Annotated in this window: 22 protein-coding genes; 14 read left to right on the forward strand and 8 right to left on the reverse strand. The window is 51.9% G+C overall.

The features are described 5' to 3' along the window. Both C5S61_RS09060 and C5S61_RS09065 read right to left on the reverse strand, forming a co-directional pair. Positions 1-1,035: a C40 family peptidase gene (locus C5S61_RS09060; protein ID WP_110514739.1), complete on the reverse strand. Its 1,035-nt coding sequence runs from the start codon at positions 1,033-1,035 to the stop codon at positions 1-3. Further along, positions 1,010-1,513, reverse strand: coding sequence for a GNAT family N-acetyltransferase (locus tag C5S61_RS09065; RefSeq protein ID WP_110514740.1), 504 nt, complete (start codon positions 1,511-1,513; stop codon positions 1,010-1,012). Before C5S61_RS09065 ends, C5S61_RS09060 begins: the two co-directional genes overlap by 26 nt. Before the next feature lie 443 nt (positions 1,514-1,956). Here C5S61_RS09065 and C5S61_RS09070 point away from each other — a divergent pair, with 443 nt between their 5' ends. The 3 genes from C5S61_RS09070 to rsgA all read left to right on the forward strand — a co-directional run bounded on the left by C5S61_RS09070 (position 1,957) and on the right by rsgA (position 4,104). Beyond that, on the forward strand, positions 1,957-2,172 hold the full coding sequence (locus C5S61_RS09070; RefSeq protein WP_110514741.1) for a hypothetical protein: 216 nt from the start codon (positions 1,957-1,959) through the stop codon (positions 2,170-2,172). 111 nt (positions 2,173-2,283) lie between these two features. Then, positions 2,284-3,183, forward strand: coding sequence for an ABC transporter ATP-binding protein (locus C5S61_RS09075; protein ID WP_110514742.1), 900 nt, complete (start codon positions 2,284-2,286; stop codon positions 3,181-3,183). Then, a complete protein-coding gene (gene rsgA, locus C5S61_RS09080) occupies positions 3,184-4,104 on the forward strand; it encodes a ribosome small subunit-dependent GTPase A (protein WP_110514743.1) in 921 nt (306 codons plus the stop codon). 140 nt (positions 4,105-4,244) lie between these two features. On the opposite strand, the gene C5S61_RS09085 is transcribed toward rsgA, so the two are convergent. Then, entirely contained in the window at positions 4,245-5,426 is a 1,182-nt protein-coding gene (locus tag C5S61_RS09085) for an AAA family ATPase (protein WP_054536261.1), read from the reverse strand. 100 nt (positions 5,427-5,526) lie between these two features. Continuing rightward, the gene (locus C5S61_RS09090) at positions 5,527-6,753 is read right to left on the reverse strand and encodes an SH3 domain-containing protein (protein WP_110514744.1); all 1,227 of its coding nucleotides are present in this window, start codon (positions 6,751-6,753) and stop codon (positions 5,527-5,529) included. 152 nt (positions 6,754-6,905) lie between these two features. Here C5S61_RS09090 and C5S61_RS09095 point away from each other — a divergent pair, with 152 nt between their 5' ends. After that, positions 6,906-7,529, forward strand: coding sequence for a histidine phosphatase family protein (locus C5S61_RS09095; protein ID WP_110514745.1), 624 nt, complete (start codon positions 6,906-6,908; stop codon positions 7,527-7,529). A gap of 176 nt (positions 7,530-7,705) precedes the next feature. Further along, positions 7,706-8,419 carry a peptidylprolyl isomerase gene (locus C5S61_RS09100; protein ID WP_338066633.1) on the forward strand — a complete coding sequence of 238 codons (714 nt, stop codon included), beginning with the start codon at positions 7,706-7,708 and terminating at the stop codon, positions 8,417-8,419. Positions 8,420-8,422: 3 nt separating this feature from the next. Here C5S61_RS09100 and C5S61_RS09105 read toward each other — a convergent pair whose 3' ends face one another. The 3 genes from C5S61_RS09105 to C5S61_RS09115 all read right to left on the reverse strand — a co-directional run bounded on the left by C5S61_RS09105 (position 8,423) and on the right by C5S61_RS09115 (position 10,753). Then, positions 8,423-9,061 carry a carbonic anhydrase gene (locus C5S61_RS09105; RefSeq protein WP_110514746.1) on the reverse strand — a complete coding sequence of 213 codons (639 nt, stop codon included), beginning with the start codon at positions 9,059-9,061 and terminating at the stop codon, positions 8,423-8,425. Positions 9,062-9,178: 117 nt separating this feature from the next. Beyond that, positions 9,179-9,895, reverse strand: coding sequence for a carbonic anhydrase (locus C5S61_RS09110; protein WP_110514747.1), 717 nt, complete (start codon positions 9,893-9,895; stop codon positions 9,179-9,181). A 63-nt stretch (positions 9,896-9,958) separates the two neighbouring features. After that, on the reverse strand, positions 9,959-10,753 hold the full coding sequence (locus tag C5S61_RS09115; RefSeq protein WP_164689304.1) for an alpha/beta fold hydrolase: 795 nt from the start codon (positions 10,751-10,753) through the stop codon (positions 9,959-9,961). Positions 10,754-10,826: 73 nt separating this feature from the next. Here C5S61_RS09115 and C5S61_RS09120 point away from each other — a divergent pair, with 73 nt between their 5' ends. The 8 genes from C5S61_RS09120 to C5S61_RS09155 all read left to right on the forward strand — a co-directional run bounded on the left by C5S61_RS09120 (position 10,827) and on the right by C5S61_RS09155 (position 16,122). Next, entirely contained in the window at positions 10,827-11,081 is a 255-nt protein-coding gene (locus tag C5S61_RS09120; protein WP_164689305.1) for a glutaredoxin family protein, read from the forward strand. A gap of 2 nt (positions 11,082-11,083) precedes the next feature. After that, complete coding sequence (locus C5S61_RS09125) at positions 11,084-11,635, forward strand: TlpA disulfide reductase family protein (RefSeq protein ID WP_110514750.1); 552 nt, start codon at positions 11,084-11,086, stop codon at positions 11,633-11,635. A 41-nt stretch (positions 11,636-11,676) separates the two neighbouring features. After that, positions 11,677-12,570, forward strand: coding sequence for a DUF2085 domain-containing protein (locus C5S61_RS09130; RefSeq protein ID WP_110514751.1), 894 nt, complete (start codon positions 11,677-11,679; stop codon positions 12,568-12,570). A 23-nt stretch (positions 12,571-12,593) separates the two neighbouring features. Then, positions 12,594-13,448, forward strand: a complete 855-nt coding sequence (locus tag C5S61_RS09135) for an alpha/beta fold hydrolase (RefSeq protein ID WP_110514752.1) — start codon at positions 12,594-12,596, stop codon at positions 13,446-13,448. 67 nt (positions 13,449-13,515) lie between these two features. Further along, positions 13,516-14,202: an AzlC family ABC transporter permease gene (locus tag C5S61_RS09140; protein ID WP_110514753.1), complete on the forward strand. Its 687-nt coding sequence runs from the start codon at positions 13,516-13,518 to the stop codon at positions 14,200-14,202. After that, positions 14,199-14,498 (forward strand): AzlD domain-containing protein, encoded by a 300-nt coding sequence (locus tag C5S61_RS09145; RefSeq protein ID WP_110514754.1) that lies wholly within the window; start codon positions 14,199-14,201, stop codon positions 14,496-14,498. Before C5S61_RS09140 ends, C5S61_RS09145 begins: the two co-directional genes overlap by 4 nt. 70 nt (positions 14,499-14,568) lie before the next feature. Then, positions 14,569-14,808, forward strand: a complete 240-nt coding sequence (locus tag C5S61_RS09150) for a hypothetical protein (RefSeq protein ID WP_110514755.1) — start codon at positions 14,569-14,571, stop codon at positions 14,806-14,808. A gap of 78 nt (positions 14,809-14,886) precedes the next feature. After that, positions 14,887-16,122 (forward strand): HAMP domain-containing protein, encoded by a 1,236-nt coding sequence (locus C5S61_RS09155; protein WP_110514756.1) that lies wholly within the window; start codon positions 14,887-14,889, stop codon positions 16,120-16,122. Positions 16,123-16,398: 276 nt separating this feature from the next. On the opposite strand, the gene C5S61_RS09160 is transcribed toward C5S61_RS09155, so the two are convergent. Next, positions 16,399-17,178, reverse strand: coding sequence for a type III pantothenate kinase (locus C5S61_RS09160; RefSeq protein ID WP_110514757.1), 780 nt, complete (start codon positions 17,176-17,178; stop codon positions 16,399-16,401). 156 nt (positions 17,179-17,334) lie between these two features. On the opposite strand from C5S61_RS09160, the gene C5S61_RS09165 reads away from it, so the two are divergent. Further along, a complete protein-coding gene (locus C5S61_RS09165) occupies positions 17,335-18,642 on the forward strand; it encodes a nuclease-related domain-containing protein (RefSeq protein ID WP_110514758.1) in 1,308 nt (435 codons plus the stop codon). Positions 18,643-18,851: the final 209 nt, after the last annotated feature.

Here is an 18,851-nt window from a genome sequence, read left to right on the forward strand (position 1 = left end):
CTATTGCTCCTCACGAATCCGCCGCATAACGACCAAACCAGGGTTGCCTTGAGCCTGATAAACTTGTTGATGCACTTCATCAATCCGATCGAGCGAGATGCTCCAATTGCGTTGATTGGCATGAATCATCCACTCGTTGTCAAGCGCAATCGAGACGTGGTTAATTCGCTCGTGGCGATAATCTTCGATGTTGCGCAACACGCCCCAAAACAGCAAATCGCCAGCGCCAACCTGTTCCCGCGTGATCAAATGGCCAATTTGCGATTGCTGATCTGCATCACGCGGCAATTGCACGCCCAGCCAACGATAGGCCGCCTGCGCCAAGCCCGAGCAATCGAAGCCAAAACTGGTTGTGCCACCCCAAAGATAGGGCACGCCGATTAATTGGCGAATCGCCCGCAGCATATCGTCGATTCCAGCTTGATCAATCGAGAAATCATCGACGGGAGTTAATGAATCAGCTTCGAGCCAGCCAGGCACGCCAGCAGGGGTGCTTATAAAGGCTTTACCATCGCGAAATTCATCAATTTTAAGCCTGATGCCCCATGGCAACAAGCCAATTTGCTCGCCTTCTAAGCCTAACAATGGCAACCAGCGGCTGGTAATAACGTGGGTGGCGGCGTTGCGATAATCGCTAGGCTGATCGTGGAGCACAACGCCGTTGCGATGCACCCAACCAAGATAGCCATCGCTGGTGATGACGTTTAACCATTGTTGATCATGGGCGATCACCTCTAAGCCTTCGCCAAAACTGGCCTCGGTAACCAATTCTGAATCGCGGGTAGCTTGCCAGCGCACATCCAAAACGCCAAACCCAACTGTTGCAAAGCCGTGCTCTGGCTGCTCGCGCAGCACAATCAACTCATCGCGCACATTCGGCAACAACGCCAGAAGCGCCGCATGCTGGCTCCGATCCAACACCCGACCACGGAGCACCGTGCCATTGTCTTCTTCGACGTGGGCAGCTAAAATCGTCATACGGCGACGATCAAATTGGGCTGCATACTGATCAATCGTGGTTTGAAGTGGATGCATCGTTCACGTCCTCTGCTAGCATGAAACCGTGATTGGTAAAAAAGTGGGCCTGTGAACTATTGGCGAGCACGCGTACTTGAACCTGTGGATAGCGCGCTTGAGCTAAGGCATTGAGGGCTGCGCTGAGCAAGGCTTGCTCAAATTGTTGCTGCTGAAAGGCCTGATCAACCGCCAGCTGGAGAATTTCGACCGTATTGGCCTGTTTGACCACGACAATTGCGCCCAGCAAACCGCTGCGAGTTTCGATCACAAATGAGCAGGCATCGAGTAAGCGGCCATACTCGCCTTGTAAAACGGCAAAGGCCCAATCGATGGTGGCCGAGAGCGTTGGCGTAGGCTCGTTGGGCAGCGGCAGGCCAGCGGCATGCACTAGGCGACCCAAATCGACCCCATCATCGGTGCTTAAGTAGCGTAAAGGGTATGGGGCATCAAGCACGCCAAGCCGAGTTGCCATGTGTAAGGTTTGCCAGTGATCCATGGGGTATCCTTTGAGATCGCGATTAAGGCTATGCTACCATATTTTTGGGTAATCCGAACGATTGCTAGCTCCCCCAAGAGTCCTAGTTCGATAATCCGCCTAAAGACTGAGAGATCGCTACTTGACGGCCTGCAAGCGGCTATGCTATTCTAGGCCTGTTCGAAATCAATTCTGCTATTTTCTTAGATGGAGGCTGCATGATGATCAACTTGATCAACAATCCAGTGCGCACTGCAAGTGATGCAGGCACCCATGCGCCCATCTACCTCGTGCTTCTCTCCTAAAGCGATACGCTAATAAGCACCGAGGGCCGTGGGCGTGATTCTAACAACGCTCACGGCTCTTGTTTTCTGCGGCTGTGGACCTGCCTTTCTATGATGGGCCGTGAGCATTCTTTCAAGCAAGATACTCATGGTCTATTACGTTTGTTTAGGAGGCTCCTAGTGTTAATGCTCGACCGCGATGGAACCGTCCTGTGTGTAGAAAAGCCCAAGCCCAAAACCAACGCCATGAAACGGGCGTATGCTGAGTTGCCCCACGAGCCTGATCAAGATCAAACCAGCCGCATTGGCCGTTTGGTCGACTTGGCCTTCGATCAACTTGGCTTCCGGCGCTTGGAGCTGCATGTCAGCGACGACCACGCCAGCAAGCGTCGATAATCCTGCTCAACGAAGAGCGAGTGTTGATCGATCCCATCTATCGCATATCATGGAATTGCTAGCAGCCCTAGCAGTTGACCGGTTCGTGCAACCATTGGATGGAGTACAACAATGCAGCAAGCACCTGCTTTAGTGGTGGCAAATATCTATAAACAATTCGGCACGAGTGAAGTCAAACATTGGCTCACTCGTCGCCCACGTCCCAACCCGAAGCCTCCGGTGGTTGCGGTTGATCATATCAGCCTCGATGTGGCCGAAGGCGAAATTTTTGGCTTGCTCGGGGCCAATGGTTCAGGCAAATCAACCTTGATTCGCTTGATCTCAACGTTGCTAATTCCCGATTCTGGCCAGATTCAGGTGTTTGGCCTCGATGTACGCACCGATGAGAAAGCAGTCAAGCGCTTAATCAATCGGGTTAGTGTTGAGGCTGCGTTTTTTAAGAAGTTGAGCGCCTTAGAAAACTTAATGTACGCCGCCCGTTTGTATGATCTCAAGCCAGCCTATGCCCGCAGCGAATCGGTACGCATTTTGGCAGCGCTGGGCTTGAAAGAAAAACGCTTATATGAGCCGCTAGAAAATATGTCACGCGGCATGCAGCAAAAAGTTGCCATCGCCCGTGGCCTGCTCACCAAACCACGGCTTTTGCTGCTCGATGAACCAACCACCGGACTTGATCCCCGTTCGCGCTCGGATGTGCAGCGCTTTGTGCGCCGTTTACGCGATGAATCCAACACAACCGTCTTTTTGACGACCCACGATATGGACGAAGCTGATCGGCTTTGCGACCGCATTGCCATTATCGATGCTGGCAAAATTGTGGCCTTGGATACGCCGCAAGGGCTTAAAACCAGCATTGGCCAGCAAATCGGCAAGCCCAACGCTACTATGGAAGACGTTTTTATGACCCTGACAGGCCGCTCGTTGGCCGACGAAGATTTTATGGACGAAGACACCGATTATATGGAGCACAACCATGACCAAACCACTGACCAAAGCATTGAAGGAGCGTGAATGAACGGAACAATCATGCGGGCCCAAAGTGGCTTTTTTTGGGTACAACTCGACGAAACCGGCGAAACGTTGCGCTGCACCCTGCGCGGACGGCTCAAAAAAACCAAACAATATAGCGACCTCGCAACGCTCGGCGATTATGTGCGCATCACCCAAACGATGCCTGGCGAAGGCGCTGTCGAAGAGATTTATCCACGGCGCAGCAAGCTCGCGCGAACCGCAATCAAAGGTGCCCGCTTTGAACAAGTGATTGTCGCCAACCTCGATATTGTGCTAATCACCTTTGCCGTAGCGCACCCAGAGCCACATGTGCGCATGATCGATCGCTTTTTGGTGATTGCCGAGGCCAACAACCTCGATGTAGCGATCATCGCCAATAAATGCGATTTAGCGAGCGAGAGCAAACAAGAGGTTTTCAACATTTACGAGCAAATTGGCTACCCGGTGTTTTATACCAGCGTCGCCACTGGCCAAGGCATCGGGCAAGTTCAAGAAGCAATTCATAATAAAATTTCGGCCTTTACTGGCCCTTCAGGCGTTGGTAAATCGAGTTTGCTCAATGCCATTCAGCCAGGCCTAAATTTGCGCACTGGCGATGTGAGCGATGCAGTCAATAAAGGCCAGCACACCACCGTAGCTGGCGAATTGGTGCCCTTGCACGCTGGCGGCTTCGTGGCCGATACGCCTGGGATTCGTGAGCTTGGCTTGTATCAAATGGAGCCAGACGAACTCGAATGGTGCTTCCGCGAATTCCGCCCCTTTATCGACCAATGCGGATTCAGCGATTGCACGCATACCCACGAGCCAGAATGCGCAGTGTTGACAGCGGTTGAGACTGGCCAAATCAGCGTAGCCCGCCATAAAAGTTATGTCAAACTGCGTGACCAAACCGCTGAACAAAGCGCCAGCCAACGCTTTTAAGTTCCCTCACCCCCCAGCCCCCTCTCCCACGAAAACGCGGGCGAGGGGGAGCTTCGTTTTCATCTCAAATCATGCACAAACCTCAAAACAAAAAGCCCCTCTCCCGCATTGAGTGGGAGAGGGGTGGGGGTGAAGGAACGCTAGCGCCGATTGTTATTTTCGGTCGAGCGGGCAATCGACGGGCCTGGAGTGTGGGATGGTGGCCCAGCGACTTCGCGGACTGATGGTGGTGCTTGCTGCTGTTGTGCTGCATAATCGGCGGCAAATGCTGCCAAGGTCGCATCAGGCTCGTAGAAGAAATCAAGGTTATTGCCATCTTTGGCTTCTTCTTCTGAGACCACGATTTGAACTTTCGCGCCATTTGGAATCCCGCCCGAGGCCAGCAAATCGGCCAATGGGGCATCGATGTCCTTCATCAAGCGCGAGCGCAATGGGCGAGCACCAAAACGGGGGTCGAAACCACGGCGCAAAATATAATCGCGTGCTTCCTCGTTGAGGCTAATCTCCACGCCATGGCGGCGATATTGATCATTCGATTCAGCAACCATGCGATCGAGCACTTGGCGCAAGGTATCGCTGCTCAATGGGCGGAAGGCGATAATTTCATCGATCCGATTGATCCATTCAGGGCTAAACACCTTTTGCAACGATTCAAAGCCGATTTGATAAATTTGTTGGCCGGTTGATTCGACGACGCGATTGGGGGTGCGGAAGCCAATCGTGCGTTGCGAGACATAATTTGCCATTTCCTGAGCGCCAACATTCGTAGTCATAATAACAATAGCGCGTTGGAACGAAACTTTGCGCCCACCGTTGAGCAAGGTAATCTCGCCATCTTCCATAATTTGCAACAACAAATTCCACAGCTCGGATGTTGCTTTTTCAATTTCGTCAAACAAGATCACAGCATTTTCTTGCTCGATCAAATCGGGGTCGAGCAATGGCTTCTGATCGCGTCCGACGTAGGAGGGAGGAGCGCCAAGCAAGGCTGAAACTTCGTGGCCTTGGCTAAACAGCGAACAATCGAGCTTGAGGAACCCACCACCCTGCGGATGCAAAAATGCAGCTAAGCGCTTGGCGCATTCACTTTTACCAACGCCAGTTGGCCCCAGAAAAAGCAAGGTTGCTCGTGGGCGTTGCTGGCTGCCAGCGCTAAACCCAAAGCGGGCGCGATTCAAGGCCCGAATTAAGCTTTCGATCGCCCGATTTTGGCCAAAGACACTGCTGCGTAATTCTTGTTCAACTGCATCGAGTGGGTTTTTATCACCGCGCACCGCTCGTTGCATGGAACCGCTGATCGGTGTTTTTTGCTGTTCATCCATACGTTTAACCTCCAAGACAGATACGGCAACCATGGCAAAACCCGTGAGACTATTGTATCCCACGGGTTTTTGTTGAGTCAAGGATGCTTAGTCCTGTTTTTTATGGTGCTACAGGGATGGTATTTAATACCGCAGGGTTGATAGTCAAGATCTGACCAGCGACCCATCCTTCGGTACCATCGGGAAGCTTGACTTTGAACCAAGCGCTATCGCTGCTACGGCCAGTCAAGGTTAGGTTGATGCCAGCATCGACTGTAGTAACAACGTCAGCGCCAGGTGCTGAGCGCACATTGCCACCATTGAAGGTTACGGCAAATGGTGCATCGCCACTGACTGGGGTAATTTTGTTAACCTCGCTAGCTGGCAAATCGATGGTACTGCTATTGAGCCAGCCCGATTGGCCGCTTTGGCTAATTGCCACCAAGTACCAAACTTCGCCGTTGACTGGCATTTTGACCACGATCCGCGCAATTTCGCCAGAGGTCACGTTGCCACGTTGGTTGGCTGGGCCATACGGCGTGGTGTAAATAATGCCTGGGCGGCTAATCACAACATTATCCAATGGCACTGGCACGCCACCAGCAGCGGCAGTTGGTTGCACCGGCGGGGTAACTTGGGTTACTGGCGTAGCACCATCAGCAGGCGTTGGCACAACAGTGCCGGAAACTGGCTCGGTTGATTCAACCGTTGGCGTAACATCGACCGGAGTTACAGCAGCATCGCCCAAGAAGCGATCGAGGGCATCGCCCTTGATTTCAATTGGTTCGTTGGCTGTGGCCAAAACCGCACCTTCAGCGTTGGCAACCGTCACTTGGACGGTATATTCTGATGATTTGCGGCCATCTTCGTGGTCTTCGATTTCGGGAATGGTCAAACGAGCTTTACCAGCGGCCACGGTTGAGGTCATGGCTGCGGTATCAAAAAACTCAAATGGGCGGCCATCTTCCAATAAGATCGCTCCCACTTGGCTATTATCAGGGGCATCTGTGCTAATGTTGATTTGAGCCGTTAATTTGCCATCGCTTACGATCATGCTGGCGCGCTCAATGTCGAGGGTGGTTTGCGCAACAGGCGTTGGCGTAACTTCTGGGTCGCCACCTTGGCTGATCACGCCATAGGCCACAGCGCCAAGCACCAAGAGCAGCACAAGGCCAACCAAAATCATCCCAAGCCCACCACCTTTTTTGGGTTCTTCGGGGGTTGGCAAGGAGGTATAGTCAGTTGGAACGTAGTCAGCAGGCAACGAAAGTTGATCGGGGACTTTTTTGCGCCGTAACTGCCAAACAGTCGTTGGCTGAGAACGTGGTGTTAAGGCAACTTGAGACATTCGGCTCGCCTCCCCCACGAAGTGTGGGTTACTAAAAAATGCAAAGTTATCGCTTTAGGGCGTATTATAGCGAGGAGAGATTGATTTGACAACGAAGCCAAGTTTTGGCTTTGATACAATAGCCTAGCATTAGTGTCAAGCGAGGTCGTCTTATGCGGTTGATCGTGGTTCGTCATGGTGAAACAGCCTGGAATGCTGAACGTCGTTATCAAGGCCATTTGCCCATTCCCTTGAATCAGCGTGGACGCGAACAAGCTTTACGCGCCGGTCAACGGCTTGCCAAACTAACAATTGATCAGCTTTATGCCAGCGATATTGCCCGAGCTTGGGAAACTGCCAGCATCATTGGCGAACACATTGGGCTGGCTCCGCAAGCCTTGAGCGATTTACGCGAGATTAACGATGGTGATTGGGCTGGCCACACGCCAGAAGAATTGCACGATCTGTTTCCTGATCATATGCAATTAATCAAACTCAACCCCGACAGTACTCAACGGCTCAATGGCGAATCGTATGCAGAGTTGCAGCGGCGCATGGCCAATGCCTTCGATCACTTCGTAGCCAATCATCGCGGCCAAACCGTGGTCGCAGTTTCGCATGGCGGGGCGATTCGGGCATTGGTGTGCCACCTGTTGGCAGCACCATTGCGCCATTTTGGCCGATTATGGCTCGATAACGGTGCATTCGTCGAAATTGTAGCCCACGGCGATGAATGGCGCGTTTTGCGGGTCAACGATGCCGCCCACCTCGACGGGGTGTTTGCCAAAGGCGAGTAGATAAGGATGAAGGATGAGGGATGAGGGATGAAAGAACATAGAGCATAGAGGGTGATTTGAAACAAAAGCCCATAGCCAAAAGCCTATAGCCTATTTCGTGTTCTTTGCTCTTTGTTCTCACTCCCGTGCTATAATCCCACGGTGAATTTTTTATGTCCTGTGAGGAGTATCAATTAATGCGCCGAACAACCACGATTGCGCTTTTAGCGCTTGTCTTAGCCGCCTGTGGTTCTGCCCAATCAACCGCAATGCCAACGCTCGAGCCACGCCCGACCAGCGCGCCAACCGCCGAAGTTGCACCAACCGAGGCCAGCAGCACAGGTCGTGCAACCTCTGGGCCAACCGCCGAGAGCAACACGAACCCAGGTTCATCCAAGCAATATACCAGCGAACCAGCAATGACGATTGATGTGAATAAGCAATACATCGCCACGCTCAAAACCCAAAAAGGCGATATTGTGATTGAACTCAATGCTAAAAATGCGCCACGCACGGTCAATAACTTTGTGTTTTTGGCCCGCGAAGGCTTCTACGATAACGTGACCTTCCACCGCGTGATTCCTGGCTTTATGGCGCAAGGTGGCGACCCAACCGGCACCGGTATGGGCGGCCCAGGCTATGAGTTTATCAACGAATACGAAGATAAAACCAGCAATTTGCTGTTCGATAAGCCAGGGGTTTTGGCAATGGCGAACGCTGGCCCAAATACCAATGGCTCACAATTTTTCATCACCTTGGCTCCAGCGTTGCACTTGACCCCCGATGCCTATACGATCTTCGGCCAAGTTACCGCTGGCCAAGATGTGGTTGATCAAATCACGCCACGCGACCCCGGCATGGGCGGCGCACCTGGCGATGCAATTTTGACCGTCACAATCGAAGAAAAATAGGGTTCAAACATGTGGCGTAGTCAGTAATTCGACTGCGCCACTCACCAAACTATAGTAAGCTCCCACAATCCGCAGTAAACCAGCGTGCTCACGTTGGGCCAATAATGGAATCTGCTGCAACTCCGCCACCGTATGCAGCACATTTGCCCGAATCGCCGCATCCAAACGATTCGGATCATGAATATCAATTTCAGCAACCGCTGGGCGCAGATGATCAACTAACACAGCAATCCGATCGGGCGCAGTTTGCTGCTGATCAAGCATATTGATTGTTGCTTTGACCGCCCCACAATGCTCATGGCCAAGCACCACCAGCAACGGAATTTCCAGCACATCAGCGCCAAATTCGATGCTGCCAACCGTCACTTCATCAATTGCATGGCCTGCCGTGCGAATCACCAACAAATCGCCAAAGCCACAATCAAACAACAATTCGGGAATCACCCGCGAATCGATGCAGCCGAGGATCATGGCAAACGGATGTTGGGCTTGGGTCAATTGTTGGCGGTAGAGGCTATCGTGATGAGGATCGAGGGGATGGTTGGCAACAAAGCGGGCGTTGCCAGCAAGCAAAAAGGCCAGCGCCGCCGCCGCATCAACGGTTAATGTTTGCAGATCTGGTAAAACAACAGGTGGAGCCATAGGAAAACCCTTCCTTGTATGCAAAGCACCATTGCTATCAGCATAGCAAGCCTTGGCTCCAACACTGTTGTGGTTCCGCTACCCAAGAGACGTATCTAAAGACCAATAATTGGAGGTCTAGAAAAACTCGACGATGCCACTATCAAGGCTATAGTAGCCACCGATAATGCGTACTTTGCCCGCAGCTTCAAGCTCGGCCAACAACGGTGCTGCTTTGAGGGCGGCAACGGTTAACTTGGTATTTTCGCGCACCACTGCATCGAGCAAATCACTTGGTTCTTGCTCTGTAGCGGTAACTGCATCATACGCTGGCCGAATATGCTCTACAATCGAAACAATTTGGTCGGGGGCTGGCGTGTTACTTTCGATCGATTCGATCGTTGCATTGACTGCCCCACATTTTTCATGGCCCAATACCAGCACCAGTGGCGTGCCCAACTCGGCAACCCCAAACTCGATGCTGCCAATTTCAACCGCATCAATCACGTGGCCCGCCGTGCGTACCACCAACAAGTCGCCAATGCCACGGTCGAACACCACTTCTGGCCCAACCCGTGAATCGACGCAGCCAACAATCGTGGCAAACGGTTTTTGGCCTTTGGCCGTCGTGTTGCGTCGATTGGCATCTTGGTTGGGGTCAATCGTGCGACTGGTCACAAAACGGGCATTGCCATCTTTGAGCAGTTGCAATGCACTATCGGCGTTAAATTCAACTGGCTCGGTTGTTGCAGCAGGCGTAAGCGTTTCTTCGGCCCCACAACCAGCCAACATCCCAAACGTCACAATGCCAGCGGCTCCTAAAAATTGGCGGCGCGATAGTTTGCCCAAATCCATGAGCGCAACTCCTTAGATAGCTATAATCGGATTTGTTGATTATAGATCTAAGCAAATTGCCAATCAAGCATTATGGGCTTGCTCCAAAAAGGCCCGAATTGCGCCATAGGCAATTTCTGGTTGCTCCAGCACACTCATATGCCCAGCATCGGGAATCGTCACCAAACTGGCGTTTGGCAAGGCATTGACCATCGCATGGGCATCGTGGGGCGTGGTAATCTGATCGTCGTTGCCAACAATCACAAAACTTGGCATCGCCATCGTCGAAAGATATTGGGTTGAGTCGGGGCGACTGGCCATCGCATGGGCGGCGTTGGCAATCGTTTTAGGATTGGTCGTGAGCATCATGCTGTTGAGCCGTTCAAGCAAACGCTGATCTTCGGCGTTGGCAGAACTGAGCAATTTGGGCAACATTTGAGCGGCAATCGGTGCCGCACCTTCGCGGAGAGCGGTCTCAGCGGTTTTAAGCCGATTTTGCTTGGCTTCATAATTGTCGGATGTGGCTTTGGTATCAATCAAAACCATTGCCCACAAGCGTTCTGGATAGCGGCGGGCCAAATTCAAGGCAATATAGCCACCCATTGATAAACCCAGCACCGCAGCACGATCGATACCTAAGCGATCTAATAATTCGATCAAATCGTTGGCCTGATCGTCGAGCGTCCAACTATCGCTGCCACTTGATTCGCCAAAGCCGCGCAGGTCGGGGCTAAGTACCCGATAGCGGCTCGCTAAGGCCATGCGCGCTTCATCCCACATCGAGCGGTTGAACGGGAAGCCGTGAATACACAGCACAACCTCGCCATCACCAGTATCATCGTACATCAAACTACGACCACGAACGTCAATCGGGGGCATGAGCAAGCTCCTTCCAAAACAATACACTCGTTGATCGTGGACGCGGTACAATAGCATGCTAGGAGGGTCAATTATGGATTGGCAGCTTTATATGCGTCCAGGGTGTCATTTATGCGACGAAGCCGAGCATTGGCTAGAAGCACTAGCCCACGAGTTTCAGGCTCGGCTGGTCTGTATCAATATTCTCGATGAGATAACGGTGTATGAGCGTTATAAGTATAAGATACCTGTGCTGCAAATTGCAGCCCAATCTTGGTACTATCCGTTTAATGAGACCCAAATTCGTACGTCACTTCACTCACAACCTAGCCCAAATCAAGGAGTTTAACCATGCTAGGCCGTTTAGCCTCATTTGGATTAATTTTATGCTTGCTGGCTGCATGTGCCAGTCAAACCAACTCCACAGCACAAAGCCTGCCAGCCGCAGATGTAAGCCTCGCCCAAAATTTGAGTTTGGCCGCAGGCACGGTGCAAATTGGCGAGCAAATTCCTGAGCTGAGCTATGAGCAAGCAGGCAAAAAAGTCGCGCTCAGCGATTTTCGCGGCAAAGTCGTGGTGCTCAATTTTTGGCAAACGACCTGCGTGCCATGCCGCACCGAAATGCCCGATTTCGAGGCCATCGCCCGCGAACGCCAAGATGTGGTCTTTATTGGTGTGAACAAAGATGAAAATGCCGAGGTTGTGCAGCGTTTTGCCAGCGAAGTTGGGGTAAGCTATGTATTGCCACTCGATCGCGATGGCAGCATTAGCAAAGCCTTTAATGTTAACTATCTGCCCACAACCTACTTTATCGATCGCAATGGGCTGGTGCAAAAAATCCATGTCGGAGCCATCAGCCGCTCGCAAGCCAATAAGCTGATCAGCGATTTTGGGCAACCCTAAGCGCTGAAACCAACCCCCAAGTAGCAGGAGTAAGCCCGATCATGAATGAACGTGATCTCAATCGTTTAGTGCTTGAAAAGGCCAAGCAACAAGTTGAAGCCCACAAAGCCGAGCGCGAAGTCATTGTGCAAGAGGCACGCAAACCCAAGCCACTGCCAGAGCGCGACGAACGCCCAGCCTTATGGGGCTTGCTTGGGGTCTTGTTGACCTTAACCATCGCTGGCCTCTTTTTAATTCCTGGCGGATTCACCGAAAAACTCAGTTGGGTGGTGCATGGCGTTTGCTCTAAGGAACATACGCTTAGCCTTGGCGGCACGATGATGCCGCTCTGTCAGCGCAATACTGGCTTATATAGCGGTTTCTTGGCAACAATCATTACGCTGGTTGCTATGGGCCGTGGCCGCGCCGCCAAATTGCCACCATTGGCGATTGGCATTGTGCTAATTCTGAGCGTCGGCTGGATGGGCAGCGATGGCTTTAACTCGCTGCTGCTTGATATTGGCAACTACAATCTCTACACGCCGCAGCCAATCTTGCGGATTCTCTCTGGCTTGGCGATGGGCATTAGCATGGGCACGATGATCCTCTTTGCCTTCAACATCAGCGTGCGAGCCAACGCCCGTACCGACCAACGCATTATAGGTGGTTGGCGCGATTACGCGATTTTGGTGGCGGTGGCGGTTTGTTTGTTTGTGCTGACCCAACTAGCCTCGCCGTTTATCGCCTATCCATTGGCAATCTTCAGCACGGTGGGCATTCTCAGCGTGATGTTTATCGTCAATATTATGATCATTGCGATGATTACCCGTAGCGAAAATACGGTTGTGCGCTTGACCCAACTGGCGCGCCCAGCCATGGTTGCCTGTGTGATGACGGCAATCGAATTTGGCTTATTGGCGTGGCTACGGATCATCATGGAACGCTCAGTGGCTTAGTAAATTTTTGGAGGTATTTTGGCATGCCACAGGCTGCAATTAATGGCATTACGCTTAATTATGAAGTCGCTGGAAACGGTTCACCACTCCTGTTAATTATGGGTTTGGGCGGCACGCTCGATGGCTGGCGCAAAGAATTGCCATTCTTAACTGATCATTTTCAAGTAATTTATTATGATAATCGTGGGGTCGGCCAAACCACTGCCCCAACCGATTTCACTGCCTATAGCATGGAGCATTTTGCTGCCGATGCGATTGGCTTGCTTGATCATCTTGGCATCGAGCGCGCGCATGTTTGGGGCGTTTCAATGGGCGGCATGATTGCCCAACATGTGGCGCTCAATTACCCTGAACGGGTGCAAGGCTTGGTCTTGGGCTGCACGCTCTCGCATTACACCAACGACCCAAGCAACATTCCAACCTTGCCAACTGAGTTTCACGCCGAAGCCAGCAACCTTGCTCCAGAGGCTTGGGTGTTGGAATTGATGCTCAGTGGAACCCAAAAAAGCGCGCAGCAAGTGATGCAAGATAGCGTGCGCTTTAATTTTGCTCCGGCTTTTGTGGCCGCCCACCCCGACGTAATCGAGGAATATATCGAGCTTGGAATGCGCAATCATGGCCCGGCGCATGGCTTTATGGGCCAATGGAGCGCGATTATGAATCACAGCACGATCGAGCGCCTGCCCAAGCTTCAGCACCCAACGCTGGTGCAACATGGCGATGCCGATGCCTTGGTGCCGATTGGCAACGGGCGATTGCTGGCATATTTGCTGCCTAATGCAGAATTCCAGTTAATTCCTGGGAGTGGTCATTGCTATTTCATCGAGCAACCAGAACTAGCGAGCCAAGGAGTTACGGCGTTCTTGCAAAGTCTCTAAGCGTTTAGGCGATTGGTGAGCAGGCTGGTCCCACAGCCTGCTTCTTTTTTTAGCTGAGGAACCCTGCATGCAGCCAAAGTACCGAGCATGGTTGGCCGGAGCCAAAGCCGAGCTTCCAATTATTATGGGCGGAATTCCGTTTGGAATTATTTATGGGGTAACTGCATTAAAACTTGGCTTATCGCCATGGTTCATCCAAGCCATGTCAACGATTGTGTTTGGTGGCTCCTCGCAGATGATCATCGCCCAAATGTTTGGCTCATTCGCACCGAATTTGGCGATTATCCTCACCTCAACCGTGGTTAATTTGCGCCACGCCTTGTATAGCGCTTCGCTTGCGCCCTATGTGCAACCACTCAATCGCTGGTGGAAGGTGCTGTTGGCCTATTTGCTCACCGACGAGGCCTACGCGGTGGCAATTACCAACTATCAAGAACGCAACGACCCTGAACATGGCCATTGGTTCTTTTTTGGGGCAGGCTTTATGCTCTGGATCTCATGGCAAATCAGCACCGCAATTGGCATTTTGGTTGGCAGCCAACTACCGCCTATGCCAGTTTTGGATATTGCCGCAGCGCTGACGTTCATTGGAATTCTGATTCCAATTCTGCGCGATAAAGCGCTGATTGCAGCGGCGGTAACTGGAGCGAGCGTGGCAGTGCTTGCATCCAGCTTGCCCTACAAACTCGATTTAATGGCAGCGGCAGTTGTGGGCATTGGGGTTGGCTTAGCGGTTGAAGGGAAGCGCGCATGAGTCTGTGGCTCACGATTGTGGTGATTGGCTTGATCACCTTTGCTATTCGCTATTCGTTCATTGGGCTGGTGAATAACGCCGACTTTCCAGCGATCGTTCAGCGCGGCCTGCGCTTTGTGCCAGCGGCAGTGTTGGCGGCAATTATTGCCAGCGATTTAGCCATCAGCAATAAACAAATTGATCTGATTAATTCTAAAATGGCTGCTGGGGCAATTGCGATCATTGTGGCCTGGTATAGCCGTCAAGTAATACCGACCCTAGTTGCTGGATTTATCGTGTTTTTGCTACTCAATTAGTTGCAGGTCGGGCAGTTCTCCCGTAGAATAGAGAGGCAGCATCCTTGATCGACAAAGGAGACGACACACTATGCAGCTGATTGGCAATCTGGGCATTTTAGGCTTTGGCTTAGCGCATCTTGTGCTTGGAGCCGTTTTGTTAGCGACAGGCTATCGCACCCTCACCAAGGAAATTATTCCACGCTTAATTGAAGCCCGACCAAGCATCGGCGCGCGCGTAGGAGCAGTTTTGGGTGGAGTCGGTTGGACAGTCGCCGTTGCGCTGTTTTGCTTCCTGGTTGCGGGGCGGGCTGCCCAAATGGTGTTATAAGCCATTTTTGCAACGCTCAACGAATCAACAACAGCATAATCGCATTGATCGTATCAACACTATTTACACTGAGGCATTATGCGTTCATCGATTCGTCAACGTTTTGGCTTGGGCCTGATCATTCTGGTGATTGTGGTGGGCAGTGCTAATCTCATTGCGCGCTGGTCACTCGGCAAGTATCGAACTGATGTCGAGTCGCTGATCGATCAAACGATTCCGCAGCTCGATTCATTGCTGCGTTTGCAAACTAGTGCCCAAGGCGTTACCCAAAATACGCTAGCCTTTTTACAAACCAACGATGATCAATATTTGCTCTCGCGCACTGGCTGGGTGCGTGAAACTGAACGCCTAATTGGCGTGATGGATGGCTTAACTGGCGACACCAACCAGCCAACCCAAGAATCGTATGTTGCGTTGCGCCGCTCGGTGCAATCAATTATCGAAGATACGCAACTCTTTATCGACAAAGCTGCAACAGACGATCCCCGCGTCATCGAACGCCGCTTCGACCAAGTGCGCGATTTGAATTTATCCTTCGATACCCGCTTCAAGGCCTACCGCGATTTAGTAACTGATGAGGGCATTCAACGCCGCGCCAATATCTCCAACAATCCCTTGCGTTATATGAATGTGCTTGGGGTGATTGCCGTTTTAGCGCTGATCGGGCTGATGGCCTTATTCCAATATATGGTCTTCAAGCCAATTCGCGCATTGCAACAAACCGCCCAAACTGTGGCCGCTGGCAATTATCAGCAACGTGCCGAGGTCAAGCGCCTCGATGAAATTGGCGATGTGGTGGTGGCCTTCAACCATTTGCTCGATAGTATCAACAACGAGCAGCAAGCACTGCGCAATCAGGTTGAACGAGTCGACCAAGCCCGCAACGAGGCCGAAACTGCCCGCAGCGATGCAGCTGCCCAACTCGAAACGATTCAAAATCAACGGGCAATTATTCGCTCGATGAGTGTGCCAATTTTGCCTGTTGGCAAGCGCATGTTGGTTGTGCCATTGATTGGCGAACTCGGCCCACAACGGCTTAAAACCTTGCAAACCAACGTGCTTGGCTGCATCTCGACCGACCGACCACGCTGGATCATTATCGATGTTACGGGCGTACCAGTGATCGACAATTTGGTCAGTCAAGCCTTCTCAGAGCTGATCGATAGCGTACGACTGTTGGGTAGCGAGCCAATGTTGGTTGGCATTCGGCCAGAGGTTGCCCAAGCCCTCGTTTCCACCGGCATGAATTTCAATAGTTTGGTGGTTGAGGCTACGCTGCAAGCAGGCATCGCCTATGCCGAACGCCATAGCTAGAAATTTAACTTCCCTCACCCCCCAACCCCCTCTCCCACTGGACGCGGGCGAGGGGGAGCACTCGTTTTTCACCACATATCATGCAAAAAACTCCGCCATGAAAGCCCCTCGCCCGCGCCACGGGAGAGGGGTTGGTGTAAGGGAATCTTAAAACCGACCCTTGGAAGCTAGCCCCTCTCCCACTGGACGCGAGCGATGGGGAGCACTCGTTTTTCACCACAAATCATGCAAAACCCCGCGCCACGTGGCACGGGGTTGGGGTGAGGGCATCCACAGTTATTGGCGATTCATGGCGTGAATCATCTTGAGGCCTTCGTGGGTCAGCCATGGGTCAACATGATCGATCACATGGGTTTCGCTGGCGATAATATCAGCAATTACTTCTGCTTGGCCGCCAGTTGCTACCACCGTGCCACGCGCACCCAACTCCTGCCACATACGCGTGATCAAGCCTTCAACCAAGCCAGCATAGCCCAAAACGATCCCAGATTGCATATAGTGCGAGGTATTTTTGCCAATCACTCGCGGCGGGCGGGCTAATTCAACGTGATAAAGCTTGGCCGCAGCCCGAAACAGCGCATCAGCAGAGATGCCAATGCCTGGCGCGATTGCTCCGCCAATATAATCGCCTTCAGCAGAAATCACATCAAACGCCGTTGCCGTGCCAAAAGCAATCGCAATCACTGGCCCGCCGTAGCGGCGAAATGCGGCGACCGAGTTAGCAACCCGATCAGCGCCAAGTTCGCGCGGGGTATCAATCAACAGGCGCATGCCAGTTTTGATGCCTGGGCCAATGACCACTGGCTCAACATTCAAATAGGTGCGGCTCAATTCGCTAAACACACTAGTTAATGGCGGCACAACGCACGAAATTGCGCAACCCTCAATCTGATTAATCGAGATGCCACGCAATTCAAACAAACTGCGCACCAGAACTGCATATTCATCGGTTAATTTTTGGCGTTGGGTTGATAACCGCCAATGCGCCACCATCTGATCGCCATCCCATGCGGCGATTTTGCTATTCGTATTGCCAATATCAATCGTAATTAACATGTTGCGTTTTCCACATCAGCGTGAATCAAAAATCCAATCCATTATTGCATACTTTTGCTTTTTCAACTATTTTTAACAATTCGTCAATGCACGCAGCAGCGAAACAATGATAATATAAGCACAGAATTAGCTCTTTTTTGGCTAGGGAGCGTACCCGTGGCCGTTCAAGTTTGGATTGGCGAAAAGCCCGAACACCCCAATGAGCGCAAAGCAATTATTGCCTTAGCCAACGGTCTCGACCGTTTGGAAGGCCTATACGTCATGCTGGCGAATTTTAGCGTCGGTGGCCATACCATTGACCTTGTGGTGTTGAAGAACGATGCAGTCTTTATTGTTGAAATGAAGCACTGCGATGGCAAGGTTTATGGTTCGGTCAATGGCCGCTGGAAGGTTGTCAGTAGCTCAGGTTCGGTCAAATGGCTCAATCAAGGCCGCAAAAATCCCTACAATCAAGTGATTGCCTATTACTATGCGGTGCGTAATTTCTTGCACGACCATCAGCACGAGATTATGTCGGAGCAAAAGGCAAGCCAAACCGATTTTCGGGCTTGCAAACGCCTGATCGTCATCTCGCCAATTTTGGAGCCTGGCTCAGAAATTCATCTCGATTGGCGGGTGAACGTCAAAGGCCTAGATGAGTTACCAACCCACTTGGTCACTGAGCGCACCGACGAAATTAGCTTCACCGACGAGGAAATGCTCAAGATTCCGCGCTTGCTGAATTGCTCGATCTGGGAAGAAGTGAATCAATTGGTTGCTGGGGTCATGCCAGCATGGGATGATACGCCATCTGATCCACCACCGCCAGTCGTCGCGCCAGAGCCAATTGTTGTGCCAGAGCCAGTTATCGAGCCAGCATTGCCCAAAACCTGGCAACAACGAGTGCGCGATAGTTCGCTGCGCACGCGCTTCAATGTTTTAGGTTGGGCGGTCATCTCGCTGCTGTTGATTTTGGTGCTGGTGCAGGGCCGCAACATTACCATTATCTCAAATGCGCCAACGCCTGAGATCTATGGCACAATTCCGGTTCCGGCGGCTTCGCCAACACCAAGCGGCTGTATCACTACCTTTGGCCAGACCATTCGCAAAGCCCGCGATCCCGTTTCCTATCAATGGTATACGATCGATAGTCGCGCCAGCGAAGAGGCGTATGTGGCAGTAACCCTTGATCGGGTGCAATTTTGCGCCGATCAGATTGTGCTGCATTGGAGTGTGCGCAACACCACCCCGGGCATCGTGCAATTGGGCCTGACGAATAATAATATTGCGGTCAGCGATACCAGCGGCATTGTCTATCGTTTGCGCGAAGAACGCCAAACCATTCGCGTGCGCAACGGCAAAATGAGCACTGGCACGGCAACGATTCCACGCTCAGTCAATTCAAATGCCAATACGTTGACCATCGAATTGCTCAGCGAGCCATTTGGTGGCCAATTGTGGACGGTGCAAGTACCCAAGAAGTAAGAACATAGAACATAGAGCATAGAACATAAGATTTAGAGATTGGTTGTTGGGGATCGGGGATCGGTTTCTTAACGAAGAGGCGCAGAGAAATCTTGGCTATAGGCTATAGGCTTTGGGCTTTGGGAACAACAATCTGAGGCGAAAACCTTAACCTTCGTGTCCTTCGCGCCCTTCGCGGTTCCCGTTCTTCGTGTCCTTCGTGTCCTTCG

Origin of the sequence: Herpetosiphon llansteffanensis, from assembly GCF_003205875.1 — a bacterium.
Taxonomy (GTDB): domain Bacteria; phylum Chloroflexota; class Chloroflexia; order Chloroflexales; family Herpetosiphonaceae; genus Herpetosiphon; species Herpetosiphon llansteffanensis.

Excerpts from the sequence above, each read along its gene's own strand:
- C5S61_RS09145 (WP_110514754.1), top strand. The coding sequence starts at position 14,199 with ATGAGTCTGTGGCTCACGATTGTGGTGATTGGCTTGATCACCTTTGCT.
- C5S61_RS09060 (WP_110514739.1), bottom strand. The coding sequence starts at position 1,035 with ATGCATCCACTTCAAACCACGATTGATCAGTATGCAGCCCAATTTGAT.
- C5S61_RS09140 (WP_110514753.1), top strand. The coding sequence starts at position 13,516 with ATGCAGCCAAAGTACCGAGCATGGTTGGCCGGAGCCAAAGCCGAGCTT.
- C5S61_RS09085 (WP_054536261.1), bottom strand. The coding sequence starts at position 5,426 with ATGGATGAACAGCAAAAAACACCGATCAGCGGTTCCATGCAACGAGCG.
- C5S61_RS09100 (WP_338066633.1), top strand. The coding sequence starts at position 7,706 with ATGCGCCGAACAACCACGATTGCGCTTTTAGCGCTTGTCTTAGCCGCC.
- C5S61_RS09135 (WP_110514752.1), top strand. The coding sequence starts at position 12,594 with ATGCCACAGGCTGCAATTAATGGCATTACGCTTAATTATGAAGTCGCT.
- C5S61_RS09090 (WP_110514744.1), bottom strand. The coding sequence starts at position 6,753 with ATGTCTCAAGTTGCCTTAACACCACGTTCTCAGCCAACGACTGTTTGG.
- C5S61_RS09065 (WP_110514740.1), bottom strand. The coding sequence starts at position 1,513 with ATGGATCACTGGCAAACCTTACACATGGCAACTCGGCTTGGCGTGCTT.
- C5S61_RS09105 (WP_110514746.1), bottom strand. The coding sequence starts at position 9,061 with ATGGCTCCACCTGTTGTTTTACCAGATCTGCAAACATTAACCGTTGAT.
- C5S61_RS09115 (WP_164689304.1), bottom strand. The coding sequence starts at position 10,753 with ATGCCCCCGATTGACGTTCGTGGTCGTAGTTTGATGTACGATGATACT.
- C5S61_RS09120 (WP_164689305.1), top strand. The coding sequence starts at position 10,827 with ATGGATTGGCAGCTTTATATGCGTCCAGGGTGTCATTTATGCGACGAA.
- C5S61_RS09130 (WP_110514751.1), top strand. The coding sequence starts at position 11,677 with ATGAATGAACGTGATCTCAATCGTTTAGTGCTTGAAAAGGCCAAGCAA.
- C5S61_RS09160 (WP_110514757.1), bottom strand. The coding sequence starts at position 17,178 with ATGTTAATTACGATTGATATTGGCAATACGAATAGCAAAATCGCCGCA.
- C5S61_RS09110 (WP_110514747.1), bottom strand. The coding sequence starts at position 9,895 with ATGGATTTGGGCAAACTATCGCGCCGCCAATTTTTAGGAGCCGCTGGC.
- C5S61_RS09075 (WP_110514742.1), top strand. The coding sequence starts at position 2,284 with ATGCAGCAAGCACCTGCTTTAGTGGTGGCAAATATCTATAAACAATTC.
- C5S61_RS09155 (WP_110514756.1), top strand. The coding sequence starts at position 14,887 with ATGCGTTCATCGATTCGTCAACGTTTTGGCTTGGGCCTGATCATTCTG.
- C5S61_RS09095 (WP_110514745.1), top strand. The coding sequence starts at position 6,906 with ATGCGGTTGATCGTGGTTCGTCATGGTGAAACAGCCTGGAATGCTGAA.
- rsgA (WP_110514743.1), top strand. The coding sequence starts at position 3,184 with ATGAACGGAACAATCATGCGGGCCCAAAGTGGCTTTTTTTGGGTACAA.
- C5S61_RS09150 (WP_110514755.1), top strand. The coding sequence starts at position 14,569 with ATGCAGCTGATTGGCAATCTGGGCATTTTAGGCTTTGGCTTAGCGCAT.
- C5S61_RS09125 (WP_110514750.1), top strand. The coding sequence starts at position 11,084 with ATGCTAGGCCGTTTAGCCTCATTTGGATTAATTTTATGCTTGCTGGCT.